Source organism: Streptomyces sp. VRA16 Mangrove soil, assembly GCF_017377775.1.
In the GTDB taxonomy this organism is placed as follows: Bacteria; Actinomycetota; Actinomycetes; order Streptomycetales; family Streptomycetaceae; genus Streptomyces.
Genome location: NZ_JAFVLN010000012.1, coordinates 151,290 through 168,017, shown reverse-complemented (window position 1 = coordinate 168,017; position 16,728 = coordinate 151,290). Strand labels below are relative to the sequence as shown.

Genomic DNA, 16,728 nt, shown 5'->3' with positions numbered 1-16,728 from the left:
AGAAACACTGTCGGGCGTCAGCGCTGAGCCGCTGCGAGGGATTCCCGGGCCTTGGCGGCCACGTTCTCCGCGGTGAAACCGAACTCCTTGAAGAGGACCTTGCCGTCCGCCGAGGCGCCGAAGTGCTCCAGCGAGACGATGCGGCCCGCGTCACCGACGTACTTGTGCCACGTCAGACCGATACCGGCCTCGACCGCGACCCGCGCCTTCACGGCCGGCGGCAGGACGCTGTCCCGGTACCCCTGGTCCTGCTCCTCGAACCACTCGACCGACGGCATGGAGACCACGCGCGTGGCGACACCCTCGGCCTCCAGGGTCTCGCGCGCCTCGACGGCGAGCTGTACCTCGGAACCGGTGGCGATCAGGATCAGGTCCGGCGTCTCCTTGGAGGCCTCGACCAGGACGTAACCGCCCTTGACCGTGTCCTCGTTCGGCTCGTACGTCGGCACGCCCTGACGGGTCAGGACGAGACCGTGCGGCTTGGAGACCCCGTACTCGCGCTTGCCACGCTTGAGGACCTCGCGCCAGGCGATCGCCGTCTCGTTGGCGTCGGCGGGACGCACGACATTAAGTCCGGGAATCGCGCGCAGCGAGGCCAGGTGCTCGACCGGCTGGTGCGTCGGGCCGTCCTCACCGAGACCGACGGAGTCGTGCGTCCACACGTACGTCACCGGAAGGTGCATCAGGGCCGACAGACGCACGGCGTTGCGCATGTAGTCGGAGAACACCAGGAAGGTGCCGCCGTAGATGTGCGTACGGCCGTGCAGCGCGATGCCGTTCATCTCCGCGGCCATGGAGTGCTCGCGGATACCGAAGTGCACGGTGCGGCCGTACGGGCTCGCCTCCGGCAGCGGGTTGCCCTCGGGGAGGAACGACGACGTCTTGTCGATCGTCGTGTTGTTCGAGCCCGCGAGGTCGGCGGAGCCGCCCCACAGCTCGGGGATGATGCCGCCCAGCGCCTGGAGCACCTTGCCGGACGCGGCGCGCGTGGCGACACCCTTGCCGGCCTCGAAGACGGGGAGCTTCTCCTCCCAGCCCTTGGGCAGCTCGCCCGCGTTGATGCGGTCGAACTCGGCGGCGCGCTCCGGGTTGGCGGTGCGCCACTCCTGGAACGACTTTTCCCACTCGGCCTTGGCCTGGGCGCCGCGGTCGAGGGCCTTGCGGGTGTGACCGATGACCTCGTCGGAGACCTCGAAGGCCTTCTCGGGGTCGAAGCCCAGGACGCGCTTGGTGGCGGCCACCTCGTCGTCGCCCAGCGCCGAGCCGTGCGCGGCCTCGGTGTTCTGCGCGTTCGGGGCCGGCCAGGCGATGATCGAGCGCATCGCGATGAAGGACGGCTTGTCCGTGACCTTCTTGGCCTCGGCGATCGCGTTGTAGATCGCCTCGGCGTCCAGGTCGCCGTCCGGCTTCGGGTCGACGCGCTGCACGTGCCAGCCGTACGCCTCGTAGCGCTTGCAGGTGTCCTCGGAGACGGCCGTCTCGGTGTCGCCCTCGATCGAGATGTGGTTGTCGTCCCACAGCAGGATCAGGTTGCCGAGCTTCTGGTGGCCCGCGAGCGAGGACGCCTCGGAGGAGATGCCCTCCTGGAGGCAGCCGTCACCGGCGATCGCGAAGATGTAGTGGTCGAAGGGGCTCTCGCCGGGAGCGGCGGCCGGGTCGAACAGACCGCGCTCGTAGCGGGAGGCCATGGCCATGCCCACCGCGTTGGCGACACCCTGGCCGAGCGGGCCCGTGGTGGTCTCGACGCCGGTGGTGTGCCCGTACTCGGGGTGACCGGGGGTCTTGGAGCCCCAGGTGCGGAACGCCTTCAGGTCGTCCAGCTCCAGGCCGAACCCGGCCAGGTACAGCTGGATGTAGAGGGTCAGCGAGGAGTGGCCCGCGGACAGCACGAAACGGTCGCGCCCGACCCAGTCGGCGTCCGCGGGGTCGTGCCGCATCACCTTCTGGAAGAGGGTGTACGCGGCCGGGGCCAGGCTCATGGCCGTACCGGGATGGCCGTTACCGACCTTCTGTACGGCATCGGCGGCCAGGACCCGGGCTGTGTCCACGGCCCGCTGGTCCACATCGGTCCACTCGAGGTCTGTGGTGGTCGGCTTGGTACTCACCCTGAGTCAGGGCTCCTCTCCACATGGCTAATGCCGGTGATGTCGGTCTCACCGGCCGTTGTCGAGCCTACCCTTGCTGGAACGTGCATTTTTTCGAGTCATTCCAGACTGCCGGGAGTCTTTGGAATCCGCCTCCTGACAGGGATCGGACTGCCTCGTCACGTGAATACGGAGCCGCTCATCTGGGGGCTCATCAGGGGGCGTGAAAGCTCATCTGGAGTGCCCCGGTGCGCGCGGACGAAACGGACACCGCGCGCAGCGCCCGCGTTCGCGTTGCGTCCTTCGCGGCACGCCGCCCAACACGAACCCACCCCCACGAAGGGCGAGGTATAGGCAACGTCTACAGTGGCGTGGTACGCGCGAGCCTTTACCGGGACTTCACATCAAGTGGTCTTCTTCGGCGGCTCGCTGGAGTCTCTGTCAGGGGTGTGCGTGACGGCCGTCGAATCCCGTCCAGCGGGAGCGCTGACGAGCAGCAGCAACCGGAGCCAGCGGCCGTTCGGGGCCCGAGTCAAGGCGTTCGTGGCGCTGACCAAGCCGCGGATCATCGAGCTGCTGCTCATCACCACGGTTCCGGTGATGTTCCTCGCCGAGCAGGGTGTGCCCGACCTGAAGCTGGTGCTCATCACCTGCATCGGCGGCTACCTGTCGGCGGGCGGCGCCAACGCGCTGAACATGTGGTACGACCGCGACATCGACGCTCTTATGGAGCGCACGTCGCAGCGGCCGCTGGTCACCGGCATGGTGAGCCCGAACGAGTGCCTGGCCTTCGGCATCTCGCTCGCGGTCGTCTCCACCCTGCTGTTCGGCTTCGCGGTCAACTGGTTGTCGGCCTGGTTGTCGCTCGGGGCGCTGCTCTTCTATGTGGTCGTCTACACGATGATCCTGAAGCGGCGCACGTCGCAGAACATCGTGTGGGGCGGCATCGCCGGCTGTCTGCCGGTCCTCATCGGCTGGTCCTCGGTCACGAACTCCATGTCGTGGGCGCCGGTCATCCTCTTCCTCGTCATGTTCTTCTGGACGCCGCCGCACTACTGGCCGCTGTCCATGAAGGTGAAGGACGACTACGCGCGCGTGGGCGTGCCGATGCTTCCCGTCATCGCCTCCAACAAGGTGGTCGCGAAGCAGATCGTCATCTACAGCTGGGTGATGGTCGCGGTCTCGCTGCTGCTGACGCCGCTCGGCTACACCGGCTGGTTCTACACCGTGGTCGCGCTGCTCGCGGGCGGCTTCTGGCTGTGGGAGGCGCATGGTCTGCAGAACCGTGCGAAGGCCGAGGTGACGGGCGGGAAGCTCAAGGAGATGCGCCTGTTCCACTGGTCCATCACCTACGTGTCGCTGCTGTTCGTGGCGGTCGCGGTGGACCCCTTCCTGCGCTGATCGACTGACTGCTGTCCGATGGGTGGGGCGCGTGGCCTAGGCCACGCGCCCCACCCATCGCTTGTTTCACTACTCGTCGGTAGCATCCTGTTCATGGCAGAGACTCAAGCGGTTGAGGCGCCCCGTCGGGCGGCGAAGGACGAGCGCCGGGCGGCCAAGCTGGCCCAGCAGATCGGTGCGTTCGCCAAGGTGCACGGCGGCGCCGAGGGGCAGCTCGCGTACATCGGCGAGCGCGGCACGCGCATCGTGCTCGTGGGCGAGGACGGCGGCTGGGGCGACCTGGTCGCGCGGACGTACGAGATCGCGCAGAAGGCCGTCGAGAAGGCCGGCATCACCGTCCACGAGGACTTCGACGGCGAGTTCGCGGCCAAGGTCGAGACCGGTCCGTACGAGTGGAAGCGCATGGCAGGCATCCAGCTCGGCGGCTGACCCGGGCTTTCGGGGCCATGGGTGCAGGTGTGCGAACGCGAGGTTGAGCAACACCAGGCGCCCCGTCACCCGTTAGGACTGTAGGAGCACGGTCCATATACGGGAGCCCCGGATGATCGAAACGCCGTCCCTGGTGGACCAGTACTGCCACGGGGTGTTGCGTACGGAGCTGGGCCTCGGCACATTCGAGGCCCATCTCGGCCGGGGTGAGGGGCCGCCCGCCCCCGGCACCACCTTCTTCGACACGCAGACCGGCTTCGCGGTGCGCCGCTGGTGCCCGCCGCTGCTCGGCCTGGAACCCCACTGCCCGCCCGCGCGTTATCTGGCCAGGCGCCGTGAACTCGGCGTCATGGAGGCAGGGCGGCGGCTGCTGCGCGGCAGCGGCATCACCACGTACCTCGTGGACACGGGGCTGCCCGACGATCTGACGGGACCCGCCGAGATGGCGTCGGCCGGGGAGGCCGTGGCCCACGAGATCGTCCGCCTCGAATTACTGGCCGAGCAGGTCGCGGACACCTCCGGAACCGTCGAGTCCTTCCTCGCGAACCTCGCCGAGTCGGTGCACGCCGCGGCGGTCGGTGCCGTCGCCTTCACCTCGGTCGCGGGGGTACGTCACGGACTCGCCCTCGCACCGCAGCCGCCGGGGCCGGGCGAGGTGCGCGGGGCGGCGGGGCGCTGGCTCGCCGGGCGGGCGGTGGGCGGCCCGGTCACCGATCCCGTCCTGCTGCGGCATCTGCTGTGGATCGCCGTCGCGTCCGGGCGCCCGCTCCAACTGCACGCCGGACTCGGCGAACCCGGCCTGCGGATCGACCGCACCGACCCGGTGCTGCTCGCCGACTTCGCGCGGGCCACGGTGGGGCTCGGCACCGATCTCGTGCTGCTGCACGGCTATCCGTACCACCGGCACGCCGCCCATCTCGCCGGGATCTTCCCGCACGTCTACGCGGATCTGGGCCCGGCGCTCGCCCGGACCGGGGCCAGGGCTGAGGCGATCCTCGCCGAGATCCTGGAGCTGGCGCCGTTCGGCAAGCTCCTGTTCTCCAGCGGGGCCCGTGGCCTGCCCGAACTGCACGTGGTCGGCGCCCGGCTGTTCCGGGAGGCGCTCGGGAGGGTGCTCGGTGGATGGGTCGCCGATGGGGCGTGGTCGCTCGCGGACGCGCAGCGGGTCGCAGGGATGATCGCGTCGGGGACGGCGCAGCGGGTGTACGGCCTCGGGGGCGCGGGGGTCATGGCCGCAGACGGCTGACCGACTCCGGGGTGAGATGCCGGGCGAGTACGGCGAGCGCGTCGGTGACCTCGCGCAGCCGGTCGTCCGCGGCGCCGCCCAGCGCAGTGGCCAGCGCCTCCTCGATGCCGGCCGTGCGGACCTCGGCGACCCGGTCGGAGACCCCGGCGGCCTGCCGGATCAGCTGACGCCTGCCGTCGGCCGGGTCGGGTGCGGTCTCGATGGACCCCGCCTCCTTGAGCCGGGCCACGGCGCCGGAGACCTGGCTCTGGGGGAGTCCCGTGCGGGCGGCGATGGCGCCGACGGACGTGCTGTCGTGGGCGTAGACATCGCTGAGCACGACGAGGACGGCGCGGGTGCCGCCGCGGAACTGGCCCGATCCCTTGTCCGCGCCGAGCACCGGCTCCGGCAGCGCCTCCTCCCCGATCTTCATCAGCGTGCGGCCGAGCAGGAAGAGGTCGACGGGGGTGAGGGGGGCGGGTTGGGGGCTCATGGCCGGATGGTACATCGATTCCGATGTATCCATTCGAATGCATCCACGTCAACGCATCCACGTCAATGCATCCGCATCGATACATCATCCTTGATGCATCTGTCTTGATGCATCGAAATAGATGGAGTACGGTGAGGGTGTCCGACGGCGAAGGGCGTCGTCCGGCGCGGGTCTCCAGGGGGTTTCCATGTTTCTCACCGTCGATGGCGCCAAGCTGTACTACGAAGTCCGGGGGAGTGGCCCGCTGCTGCTGATCTCGCAGAGCGGGGAGGGCGACGCCGGTCGCAGCGTGGATCTGGTGGACCGGCTCGCCGACCGGTACACGGTGGTGACCTACGATCGCCGGGGGCTGTCCCGCAGCGAACTCGCCGAGCCGGGGCGCGGGGTGCGGCTCGCGCAGCACGCCGACGACGTGCACCGGCTGCTGGCCGAGCTGACCGACGCGCCCGCGCTGATGCTGGGCTGCAGCATGGGCGCCTCCATCGGGCTGCACCTCGCCGTGCGGAATCCGGAGCAACTGGCGACGCTCGTCGCGCACGAGCCCGTGTCCCCGGCCCTGCTCCCCGCCGACCGCAGGGCACCGCATGTGCGGGAACTGCTCGCACTGCAGCGGATCCACCGTGAGCAGGGGCTGGGGGCGGCCTTCCCCGAGATGGCGCGCGTGCTCGGGATCGACCCCCTGAACCAGGAGACCGAGCCGGATCTCACGCCGATGCCCCTCACCCCACAGCGCGTGGCGAACTTCGCGTACTTCATCGAGCAGGAGTTCACCGCGGTCATCCAGGCGGAGCTGGACGTCGAGGCGCTCGCCGGTTGCGAAGTGCGGATCGTGCCGGCGATCGGGCGGGCCACGGCCCCCGAGGTCTTCGACCGGCACTGCGCCCTGGAGCTCGCCCGGATGCGAGGCGTGCAGGCACAGGAGTTCCCGGGCGGGCACAACGGGAACACGACACACCCGCGCGCGTACGCAACACGCCTCATCGAGGTTCTCGATGAGGCGTGAGGTGAGGAGGCGGGCCGGGGCCGGACCGTCAGACCGCCGAGAGCTCCGAGCCCGACTGGGACGGTACGTCCACGGTCGACTCCGGGCGCTCGCGCAGCGACAGGACCACGCGCAGTACGCCGATCCAGACCAGGGCCGAGCCCAGCATGTGCAGGCCGACCAGGATCTCGGGCAGATCGGTGAAGTACTGCACGTAGCCGATGACACCCTGCGCCAGCAGGATCAGGAACAGATCGCGGGTGCGGTGCAGCGGGCCCTTGGGGGCGTCGACCGCCTTGAGGACGAACCAGAGGGCGAACGTCAGGGTCACCACGATCCAGGCGAGGACCGCGTGCAGCTTGCTGATCGTCTCCCAGTCCAGCGGCATGCGCGGGACGTCGCTGGAGTCGCCCGCGTGCGGTCCGGCACCGGTGACGACGGTGCCCACCAGGATCAGCAGGGAGGCCGCCAGGACCAGGAACCAGACGAGCTGCTTGACCGATTGCCCGACCAGCGGGCGGGGTGCCGCGTCGCCCTCGCGGGTGCGCTGCCACATCAGCACGGCGACCGTGAGGAGCGCGGTGGTCAGTACGAAGTGGGCCGCGACCGTGTACGGGTTGAGGCCGACCAGGACGACGATGCCGCCCAGGACCGCATTGCCCATGACGATCCAGAACTGGGTCCAGCCGAGCCGGGTCAGCGAGCGGCGCCACGGCTTCTGCGAGCGGGCCGCGATGATCGCCCAGCCGACCGCGGCGCACAGCACGTACGTGAGCATGCGGTTGCCGAACTCGATGGCTCCGTGGAAGCCCATCTCGCTCGTCGCGGTCAGGGACTGGTCGGTGCACTTGGGCCAGGTCGGGCAGCCGAGGCCCGAGCCGGTCAGGCGCACCGCGCCACCGGTGACGACGATGACCGCCGTCATGACGACGGCGGAGAGGGCCGCGCGCTGGACGGTCCGCTGAGTGGGGGTCCAGCGTTCGGCGATGAAGGCGAGCGGGTTGCGCACCGCCTCGACGGCTTGGGCGCGGGTCTGGTTTGGCACGGGCCCATCGTAGGGGGCCGCTTGTGCGCGGCTTCACGAGGGGGACGTAACTGCGGAATCTGTGACGGGAGTTACGTCACGGTGGCGGTATGCCGGGTCACGCCCAGCGATATGGGCCGCTCGTCACACTGCCCGCCGCGTCACTCCCAGCGGAAGAACCGCCCTGCGGCACCGAGCCCGACGACCGCCCACACGGCGAGGATCCCGAGGTCGCCCCACGGCATCGAAGCCCCGTGCTGCAGGACGTCCCGAAGGCCGTCCGAGAGCGCCGAGATGGGCAGCAGACCGAGGACGGACTGGGCCGCGTCGGGGAACTTGTCGAGCGGCACGATGACACCGCCGCCGACGAGCAGCAGCAGGAAGACCAGATTGGCGGCGGCGAGCGTGGCCTCCGCCTTGAGCGTGCCGGCCATCAGCAGACCGAGCCCGGAGAACGCGGCGGTGCCGAGGACGAGAAGGAGCAGCACTGCCAGCGGGTTCCCGTGCGGCGACCAGCCGAGTGCGAACGCGATGACGGTCAGCAGCACCACCTGAAGCACCTCCGTGACCAGCACGGAGAGCGTCTTGGCGGTCATCAGCCCCCAGCGCGGCAGCGGCGAGGCGCCGAGCCGCTTGAGCACGCCGTAGCGGCGCTCGAAGCCCGTCGCGATGGCCTGCCCGGTGAAGGCGGTGGACATCACGGCCAGGGCCAGGATGCCCGGTGTGAGGAAGTCGACGGCCTTGCCCGAGCCCGTGTCGACGATGTCGACGGACGAGAACAGAACCAGGAGGAGAGTGGGGATGACGACCGTGAGGAGGAGCTGCTCACCGTTGCGCAGCAGCATCTTCGTCTCGAGTGCGGCCTGCGCGGCGATCATGCGGGGGAGCGGTGCGGCTCCCGGGTTCGGTGTGTATGTACCGGCGGTCATCCGCGCAGCTCCTTGCCGGTCGGTTCCGGGCGGGGTCGGATCGGTCGTGGTGCTCATCCGCGCAGCTCCCGGCCCGTCAGCTCCAGGAAGACGTCTTCGAGGGTGTGCCGCTCGACGGAGATCCTGTCCGGCATCACGCCGTGCTGGGCGCACCAGGAGGTGACCGTCGCCAGGAGCTGCGGGTCCACCGTGCCGCTGACGCGATAGGAACCGGAGGTCAGTTCGGCGGCCGCGGAGTCCGGGGGCAGGGCCTTGAGCAGGGAGCCGACGTCGAGTCCCGGGCGGCCGGTGAAGCGGAGCGTGTTCTCGGCGCCGCCGCGGCACAGCTGCTCGGGGGAGCCCTGCGCGATGACCTTGCCGGAGTCGACGATCACGACGTCGTCGGCGAGCTGCTCGGCCTCGTCCATGTAGTGCGTGGTGAGGATCACCGAGACGCCGTCCCTGCGCAGATCGCTGACCAGGTCCCAGGTGGCGTGGCGGGCCTGCGGGTCGAGGCCGGCGGTCGGCTCGTCGAGGAAGACCAGCTCGGGACGGCCGACGACGGCCATGGCCAGGGCGAGGCGCTGCTGCTGCCCGCCGGACAGACGCCGGTAGGTGGTGCGGCCGCAGCTGTCGAGGCCCAGACGTTCGATGAGGGTGTCCACATCAAGGGGGTGAGCATGAAGTTTCGCGACATGACGCAGCATCTCGTCGGCGCGCGCGCCGGAGTAGACGCCGCCGGACTGCAGCATCACACCGATGCGGGGGCGCAGCGCGGCGGCCTGCTTCACCGGGTCGAGACCGAGGACACGGGCGGTGCCGGAGTCCGGCCTGCGGTAGCCCTCGCAGATCTCGATCGTGGTGGTCTTGCCCGCCCCGTTCGGGCCGAGGACGGCGGTGACGGCGCCGCGGGCGGCGATGAGGTCGATGCCGTCGAGCGCGGTCTTGGTGCCGTACCGCTTGCTCAGACCGGCCGTCTCGACGGCGGGCTCCTTGTGCATGCGGGGAAGTCTACGAGTGGCCCGGCGGACCTCCCGCACCGGGCGAGGCGCGGGAGGTCCGGGCTGCCGGACCTCCGGTCAGCCGATCCCGAAGGCCCGGGTGATCGTCTGAGTCAGCGAGCTGCCGTCACTCGCCGACACCTTCGTGCGCAGCGTCGCGAAGGCCGCCCCTTCCGGAGCGGTCAGGTCGGCGTGCGCGGGCGAACCGGACACTCCGGGGACGACCTTGAGCGTCTTCCAGGTGGCGCCGTCGTCCCAGCTGACCTCCAGACCCGGCGTGCCGACCGTCGCCTCGGCGGCGCCCGGCGCCCGCTGCACCGTGAGGTCCACGCGGGTCGTGGCGCCCGCGGCGGCGTTGCCGGACAGGTCCAGGTCGCGCGGGGTGAGGCGGACCGTCATCAGCGGCAGCACGGTGCCCGAGCCGTCATCGGTGACGGAGTCGAAGCCCCACACCGACTGCAGGCGGGTGGACAGACCGGCGTACGCGCGGGTGCGGGTGAGGTCGGCCGTGAGCGTGTAGCGGCCGCCGTTCGCGGGGACCGTCACGTTCTTGCCGGAGCCGACGGCGTTCCACGAGCTGAGCGTCTTGCCGCCGGAGGCCAGGGTGAGCGTGCCGCTCGCGCCCCAGTCGGTGCCGCCGCGCTGCTCGCCGTCGACGAACCAGGGCGTCCCGGACCAGGCCATGACGTCTCCGGTCCGCCGGAGCGGAGCGGCCGGCAGGGCCGGGCCGATCACCGCGGCCGCGAAGTCCAGGTGGGCGAGCGCCTTGTCGCCGAACGTGCGCGACGACGTCACGATCGACTGGCTGCCTCCGATGGAGGCGCGGTCGAGCCAGCCACCGGCGGTCCGGTAGTCGTGCACGGTGGAGGGGAACGCGGCGGACTGGTCGATGTTCAGCGGCAGCAGGACGTCGTCGTCCGGGGCCGCCGCGACGGTGCCGGCCGCGGTGGCGCCCTGGGCGTGCAGGTCGAGGCGTACGTCCGTCAGATCGTCGCGCCGGACGGAGAAGGCCGGGTCGGCGGGGACGCCACCGGTCCAGGTGCGTGTCACGTGGTAGAAGAACGGGCTCGGGTTCGCCGACGAGGCACCCTGGGCCGCGAACACGCCGAACGTGCGGTACTTCACGTCGTCGCCGAGCCCCGTGAGCGGTGTCGCGTACAGGGACGTGCCCGCCGTCGTGCCGGTGGTGACCACGCTCATCGTGTACGTTCCCGTGCCGGCCGGCAGCGCGAGCGCGGCCTGCAGGGCGGTGGCCTGCGCGGCGTCGTCCGGGACGGTGGCGCGGACCGGGGCGGCGGTGCGAGCGTCGAGCGTCACGGCGGCGTCCGCGAGCGGCGTCACGGTGTTGACGGCCAGAGTCGTCGTACGGTCCGCGCCGGAGCCCGAGGAGACGGTCATCCCGACCCAGTACTGCGCCTCGGGCACGGACACGGTGCCGGCGCCGCCGGTGAGCCGCACCGGGTAGCGGTCGCCGGTCCAGCGGTTGATCACCAGCACGGTGCCGGTGGCCGGGCCGCCGTCACGCTGCACGGCCTTCACCGTCAACTGGTGCGTGGGCAAAGGGCTGTCGACGCCGAGGATGGTGCGGGTGACGGGCTGTCCGTCGTGCGTGGCGGTGAGGACCGCGGACCACGGGCCGTGGGGCAGCAGCGAGGCGCGGGTGGTGACGGTCGCGGTCGCCGTGCCGTGCGCGGGCACGGTGACCTGGTCGCGGTCGACGGAGAACTGGGCGGTGTTGCCCGGCTGCGCCGTCGGCGACAGGGGCTTGCCGATCGCCAGGTCGAGCGTGGTGTCACTGTCCCCGGTGTTGGTGAAGGTGACGGTGTGCTCGGTGTCCTTGCCCGCGCCGACGGACCAGCCGGACGTCGTCGTCAGGTTGGCGGGGGAGGCCAGGACCTTCTGCTCCACGGCGCGGCCCGCGTCGACCCGCCCGGTGCCCTGCTGGTACGGGGAGCGCTTGGCGTTCGGCGCGGCGCTCTCCATCAGGGCGGTCTTGATCTGGTCGCCGGTCCAGTCCGGGTGGGCCTGGGCGACGAGGGCGGCGGCGCCCGACACGTGCGGGGTCGCCATCGACGTACCGCTCTTGGAAGTGTGGCCGCCGCCCATCTTGGCCGCGACGATGTCCACGCCGGGCGCGGTGATGTCGGGCTTCACGGCGTTGTCGCTCGGGCGCGGGCCGCGGCTGGAGAAGGCGGCCAGCTCGTCGTCGGAGTCGACGGCGCCGACGGCGAGCGCGGAGTCCGCGATGGCCGGGGCGCCGACGGTGCCGGTCCCGTACTCGCCGTCGTTGCCCGCCGCGACGACGAACAGCGCACCGGTGCTCTTGGAGAGGTCGTTGACCGCGGCGATGGCCGGGTCGGTCTCGTCGGCGGCGCCGCCCAGACTCATGCTGACGATCTTGGCGTGCACGGTGTTCGCCGCCCAGTCCATGCCGGCGAGGACCGCGGACGTGGTGCAGTTGCCGGTGCTGTCGCAGACCTTGCCGACCGCGAGGTCCGCGTCCGGGGCGACGCCCCGGTAGGTGCTGTCGACGCTCGCGATGGTGGACGCGACGTGCGTGCCGTGGCCGTTGTCGTCCTCGGCGCTGCCGGTGCCGGTGAAGTCCGCCGACGTCGTCACCCGGCCCGCCAGGTCGGGGTGGTCGTAGTCGTAGCCGGTGTCGAGCACGGCGACCTCGACCCCCTTGCCGGTGTAGCCGTCGGCCCATGCCTGCGGGGCGTTGATCTGCGGGACGCTCTTGTCCAGCGCGACGTGCATGCGGCCGTCGAGCCACACCTTGGCCGCACCGCCCTCCAGCGTGCTGCCGGAGGTCAGGTGCTTCCACGTGGTGGCGGCGTCGGCGCGGTCGTGCGGGGCGAGCGGGGTCATGCCGATCCGGGACAGCGCGCGCCCGGGGTGCGCGGCGGAGCCCGCCGCCTCGCGCACCTTCTCGGCGGCGCCCGCGCCCCTGCCGTGCTGGACGATCAGCCCGAGAAAGCGGTCGGCGGCGGTGCCCTTCGTGCCGTAGCCGGCGTCGAGCAGGGCCTTGACCTCGAACAGGCGGGGGTCGAGGCGACCGGCGGCGAGCAGCGGCTCGGCGTCCGAGGGCACGACGCTGACGTCGCCGGACGCGGTCGTGCTGGTGGTGAAGGAGAGGTGCGCGCGGCCGGGGCCCGGCGTGACGGTCGCCGACCGCACCGAGTCGCCGGAGCGTTCGACGGTCACGGTGTCGCCGGTGGGCAGGGGCACGGTGACAGGGGTGCCGGCGGAGCCGGTGGTAGCGGTGTCGGACGCGGTGGCCGCGTGCACGGTGGTGACGGGCAGGAAGCCGGCCAGCGCCACGATGGTGGCGCAGGCCGCGAAGGGTCTGGGACGCACGGAAGAAGCTCCCGGGATCAGGGTGGACTGCGAGCGACGGACAACAGGCCGTCGCCGGCGAACAGTTGGGGGGATGCACGTGATGGTGGCAGCCCCACCTGCGCCAACACGGCCCGGAAGGTGGCGAGCTGCCGTCATGTCGCCATCTCGCCAGCCGCGGACGCCGCGGGGGGCGACACGGCGCTCACATACTTCTGCGTGATCGTGCCGTGACCCCCCTTCCACAGAAGGAGAGTTCGTGTTGCGCAAACCCCCGCCCCCTCGGCGAAGAACGCTGGCCGTCCTCCTCTCCGCGGCCCTGGGCCTGCCGCTCCTGGCCACGGTTCCGGCGGTGGCCGACAGCCCGGCCCAGCCCACCGCCCTGCGCCAGAAGGCGGACGGCGCGGTGCGGCAGCACCTCGCGTCCGACGACCGAGCCACCTTCTGGGTGCGGCTCGACTCCGAGGCCGACACCTCCGACGCCAGGAAAGCGAAGTCGAAGACCGCCAAGGGCCGCGCCGTCTACCGGGACAAGACCGCCCACGCGGACCAGACGCAGGCCGGGCTCAAGGCCCTGCTGAAGAAGGCGGGCGCGCACTACTCCTCGTACTGGGTCACGAACACGATCAAGGTGACGGGTGCCGACAAGGCGCTGGCCGCGAAGATCGCCGCCCGCCCCGAGGTCGCCGCGCTGGAGGCCGACACCCCGCTGACCCTGCCCGACGAGCTGCCCGCCACCGAGCAGCCCACGGTCGACGGCGTCGAGTGGGGCGTCGACCGGATCAACGCCCCCAAGGTGTGGGACGAGTTGGGCGACCGGGGCGACGGCGTCGTCGTCGCCAGCATCGACACCGGCGTCGACTACCTCCATCCGGCACTCGCGAACAACTACCGCGGCCGCAAGGCCGACGGCACCTATCAGCACGCGTACAACTGGTACGACGCGACGGCCACCTGCCCCGGCGACGGCCCCTGCGACGACCACGGCCACGGCACCCACACCATGGGCACGATGGCGGGCGCGGGCGGCATCGGTGTCGCCCCCGGCGCCACCTGGATGGCCGCCAAGGCATGCACCACCACCAACTGCCCCCGCGAGGCGCTGCTCGCCGCCGGCCAGTGGATCCTCGCCCCGACCGACGCCGACGGTCAGAACCCGCGCCCCGACCTCGCCCCGGACATCGTGAACAACTCCTGGGGCGCCGACGTCATCGACACCTGGTACAAGGACCTGGTCCAGGCGTGGCAGGACGCGGGCATCTTCCCGGCGTTCTCCAACGGCAACGCGGGCCCCGACTGCGCGACGGCCGGCTCCCCCGGCGCGTACACCAACTCCTACGCGTCGGGCGCCTTCGACAGCGACGGCGACATCGCGTACTTCTCCTCCCGCGGATCCGGTGAGGACGGCGCGGTCAAGCCCGACATCGCCGCGCCCGGGGTCGACATCCGCTCGGCCGCACCCGGTGGCGGCTACGCCGTCATGTCCGGTACGTCGATGGCCTCGCCGCACACCGCGGCCACCGTGGCGCTGCTCTGGTCGGCGTCCCCGGCACTGCGCGGTGACGTCGCGCTGACCGAGCAGCTGCTCGACCGCACCGCGCACGACACCGAGGACACCACCTGCGGCGGTACCGCGGGCAACAACAACGTGTGGGGCGAGGGCAAGCTCGACGCGTACGCGGCCCTGTCGGGCGCCCCGCGCGGCCCGCTCGGCGCGCTCGCCGGCACCGTCACCGCCGACGGGCAGCCCCTCGCGGGCGCCACGGTCGAGCTGGACGGACCGATGCAGGCCACGGTCACCACCAAGGACGACGGCACGTACGCGCTGCCGAAGGTGATGGTCGGCGACTACGACGTCACGGTCAGCAAGTTCGGCTACGTCACCGCGACGGCGACCGCCACCGTCACCGAGGGCGGCACCACGACCCGCGACATCGACGTGAAGACCGCTCCGATCGGCACCCTCAGCGGCACCGTCCGCACCGCGAGCGGCCCGGAGGCCGGGGCGACCATCGCGATCACCGGGACGACGAAGACCGCGACCACCGGCAGCGACGGCGGCTACTCGATCGAACTGCCCTCCGGGAAACATGAGTTGAGGGTCACCCCCGTCAACCGGTGTGCCACGGTGGGCTCGTTCGCCGTGGACCTCGCGGCGGGCGGCACCGTCAGGGACCTCACCCTGCCCAGCCGCAGCGACAAGTTCGGCACCACCTGTCGCACCGGGCAGGAGACGCCGGCCGACTACCCGACCGGCAGCAAGAAGCTGACCTACTCAAGCCCCTACTCGGGCGGCGCCACGATCAGCCTCCCGTTCCCGGTCGCTCTGTACGGCAAGACGTACCGCAAGGTCGTCGCCGACGTGGAGGGCTACCTCAACTTCGGCATCTACGGGGACAGCAGCGAGAACCGTGCGCTGCCCACCATCGCCACTCCGAACGCCACTCTCTACCCCTTCTGGGACAACCTGCAGCTGTCCTCCGCGGGCGGTGCCGTCTACTGGGCGGAGCGCGGTACGGCTCCCCACCGCGAAGTGGTCGTCGAGTGGCGTGACATGGTGACGAGTTCGTCCCTCACCCATCACCTCGGCTTCTCCGTGGTGATCGGCGAGGACGGCACGTACGCGTACCACTACAGCGGCATCGACTCCAGCGCCGTCGAGCGCGGCTCGGGCGCCACGATCGGCGCCGAGAACGCCGACGGCACGGACGCGCTGCAGTACGCGTACAACGCGGCCTCGATCAGCGACGGCACCGTCCTGACGTTCGAGCCGGGCCGGAGCGCCGCCGTCTCCGGCGCGGTCACCGACGCCAACGACGGCAAGGCCGTCGCGGACGCGACCGTCACCGTCACGCGCGACGGCGAGCAGATCGCCACCGGCAGCACGGCGAGCGACGGCACCTACCTCGTGCAGACCCCGGTGACCGGCGATGCCGCCGACTACCAGGTCGCCGTATCGGCCGCTCACTACCGCACCGACACCCGCACGGCGACGCTCGAGTCCGGCACCGCCACGCGCACGGTGACCGCCCTGCAGACCGGCAACGTGTCCGTCGCCCCGAGCACCGCGATGACCGTGGTCGTCCAGGCCGACGAGTCCCGCGAGCGGACCGTCACCCTCGCCAACTCCGGCGCGGACACGGCCTACACGGTCAAGGAGGCGTCCGGCGCCGGCTGGCTGCGCGCCACCCCGGCCGACGGCACCCTCGCCACGGACGCCACACGGAGCGTCACCCTCACCTTCGACACCACCGGAGTCCCGCCCGGCACCGTCCTCACCGGCACCGTCGTCGTCGCCTCCGACAGCGGCCGGGCGCCCGAGCTGAAGATCCCGGTGACCGTGTCCGTGCCCGGATACCGGCAGGCGCTGAACGCGGGCTCCGGCAGCGGCACCGTCACCGACGCCGCCCACGACACGTGGGGCCCCGACCGGGCGTACACCGAGGGCGCGTACGGCTACGTCGGCCAGTCCTCCGCGCAGAGCACCCGCAAGACGGTGGCGGGCACCGACGAGCAGGCGCTGTTCTCCACCGCCCGCCAGGGCGCCCTGGAGTACCGCTTCGACGACGTGCCCGACGGCGTCTACCAGGTGGACCTGGACTTCGCGGAGCTCGGCGGCACCAACACGGGCCAGCGGGTCTTCGACGTGATGGCCGAGGGCACCACACGGATCGACAACCTCGACATCGCCAAGGAAGCGGGCACGTTCACCGCGCTGACCAAGACGTTCACCGTCACGGTCACCGACGGCCAGTTGAACCTCCGCCTCGTCGCCCAGACCGGAAAGACGCTCGTCAACGCCGTCCGCGTGACACACCGTCCGGACCTGAAGAGCTGAGGGCGCG

The 16,728-nt window shown here is 71.2% G+C and carries 11 protein-coding genes; 5 read left to right on the top strand and 6 right to left on the bottom strand.

Going from position 1 to position 16,728, the window contains the following annotated elements; genetic code table 11:
* Positions 1–17 precede the first annotated feature (17 nt).
* Positions 18–2,105 (bottom strand): transketolase, encoded by a 2,088-nt coding sequence (gene tkt / locus J3486_RS29225; protein ID WP_207825601.1) that lies wholly within the window; start codon positions 2,103–2,105, stop codon positions 18–20.
* Positions 2,106–2,570: 465 nt separating this feature from the next.
* Here tkt and J3486_RS29220 point away from each other — a divergent pair, with 465 nt between their 5' ends.
* From J3486_RS29220 to J3486_RS29210, 3 genes are all read left to right on the top strand, one after another.
* Positions 2,571–3,485, top strand: coding sequence for a heme o synthase (locus J3486_RS29220; RefSeq protein WP_207825821.1), 915 nt, complete (start codon positions 2,571–2,573; stop codon positions 3,483–3,485).
* A gap of 93 nt (positions 3,486–3,578) precedes the next feature.
* The gene (locus J3486_RS29215; RefSeq protein ID WP_207825599.1) at positions 3,579–3,914 is read left to right on the top strand and encodes a hypothetical protein; all 336 of its coding nucleotides are present in this window, start codon (positions 3,579–3,581) and stop codon (positions 3,912–3,914) included.
* A 112-nt stretch (positions 3,915–4,026) separates the two neighbouring features.
* Complete coding sequence (locus tag J3486_RS29210; RefSeq protein WP_207825597.1) at positions 4,027–5,160, top strand: amidohydrolase family protein; 1,134 nt, start codon at positions 4,027–4,029, stop codon at positions 5,158–5,160.
* On the opposite strand, the gene J3486_RS29205 is transcribed toward J3486_RS29210, so the two are convergent.
* Entirely contained in the window at positions 5,141–5,632 is a 492-nt protein-coding gene (locus J3486_RS29205; protein WP_229378768.1) for a helix-turn-helix domain-containing protein, read from the bottom strand. The genes J3486_RS29210 and J3486_RS29205 overlap by 20 nt on opposite strands.
* A 187-nt stretch (positions 5,633–5,819) precedes the next feature.
* Here J3486_RS29205 and J3486_RS29200 point away from each other — a divergent pair, with 187 nt between their 5' ends.
* Positions 5,820–6,635, top strand: coding sequence for an alpha/beta fold hydrolase (locus J3486_RS29200; protein ID WP_207825595.1), 816 nt, complete (start codon positions 5,820–5,822; stop codon positions 6,633–6,635).
* Positions 6,636–6,663: 28 nt separating this feature from the next.
* On the opposite strand, the gene J3486_RS29195 is transcribed toward J3486_RS29200, so the two are convergent.
* From J3486_RS29195 to J3486_RS29180, 4 genes are all read right to left on the bottom strand, one after another.
* Positions 6,664–7,659: a heme A synthase gene (locus J3486_RS29195; protein WP_207825593.1), complete on the bottom strand. Its 996-nt coding sequence runs from the start codon at positions 7,657–7,659 to the stop codon at positions 6,664–6,666.
* Positions 7,660–7,799: 140 nt separating this feature from the next.
* Entirely contained in the window at positions 7,800–8,567 is a 768-nt protein-coding gene (locus J3486_RS29190; protein ID WP_207825591.1) for an ABC transporter permease, read from the bottom strand.
* Positions 8,568–8,620: 53 nt separating this feature from the next.
* Entirely contained in the window at positions 8,621–9,547 is a 927-nt protein-coding gene (locus J3486_RS29185) for an ABC transporter ATP-binding protein (protein ID WP_207825589.1), read from the bottom strand.
* 78 nt (positions 9,548–9,625) lie between these two features.
* On the bottom strand, positions 9,626–12,904 hold the full coding sequence (locus J3486_RS29180; protein ID WP_307804978.1) for a S8 family serine peptidase: 3,279 nt from the start codon (positions 12,902–12,904) through the stop codon (positions 9,626–9,628).
* 238 nt (positions 12,905–13,142) lie between these two features.
* Here J3486_RS29180 and J3486_RS29175 point away from each other — a divergent pair, with 238 nt between their 5' ends.
* On the top strand, positions 13,143–16,721 hold the full coding sequence (locus tag J3486_RS29175) for a S8 family serine peptidase (RefSeq protein WP_307804977.1): 3,579 nt from the start codon (positions 13,143–13,145) through the stop codon (positions 16,719–16,721).
* The last annotated feature ends 7 nt before the right edge of the window (positions 16,722–16,728 follow it).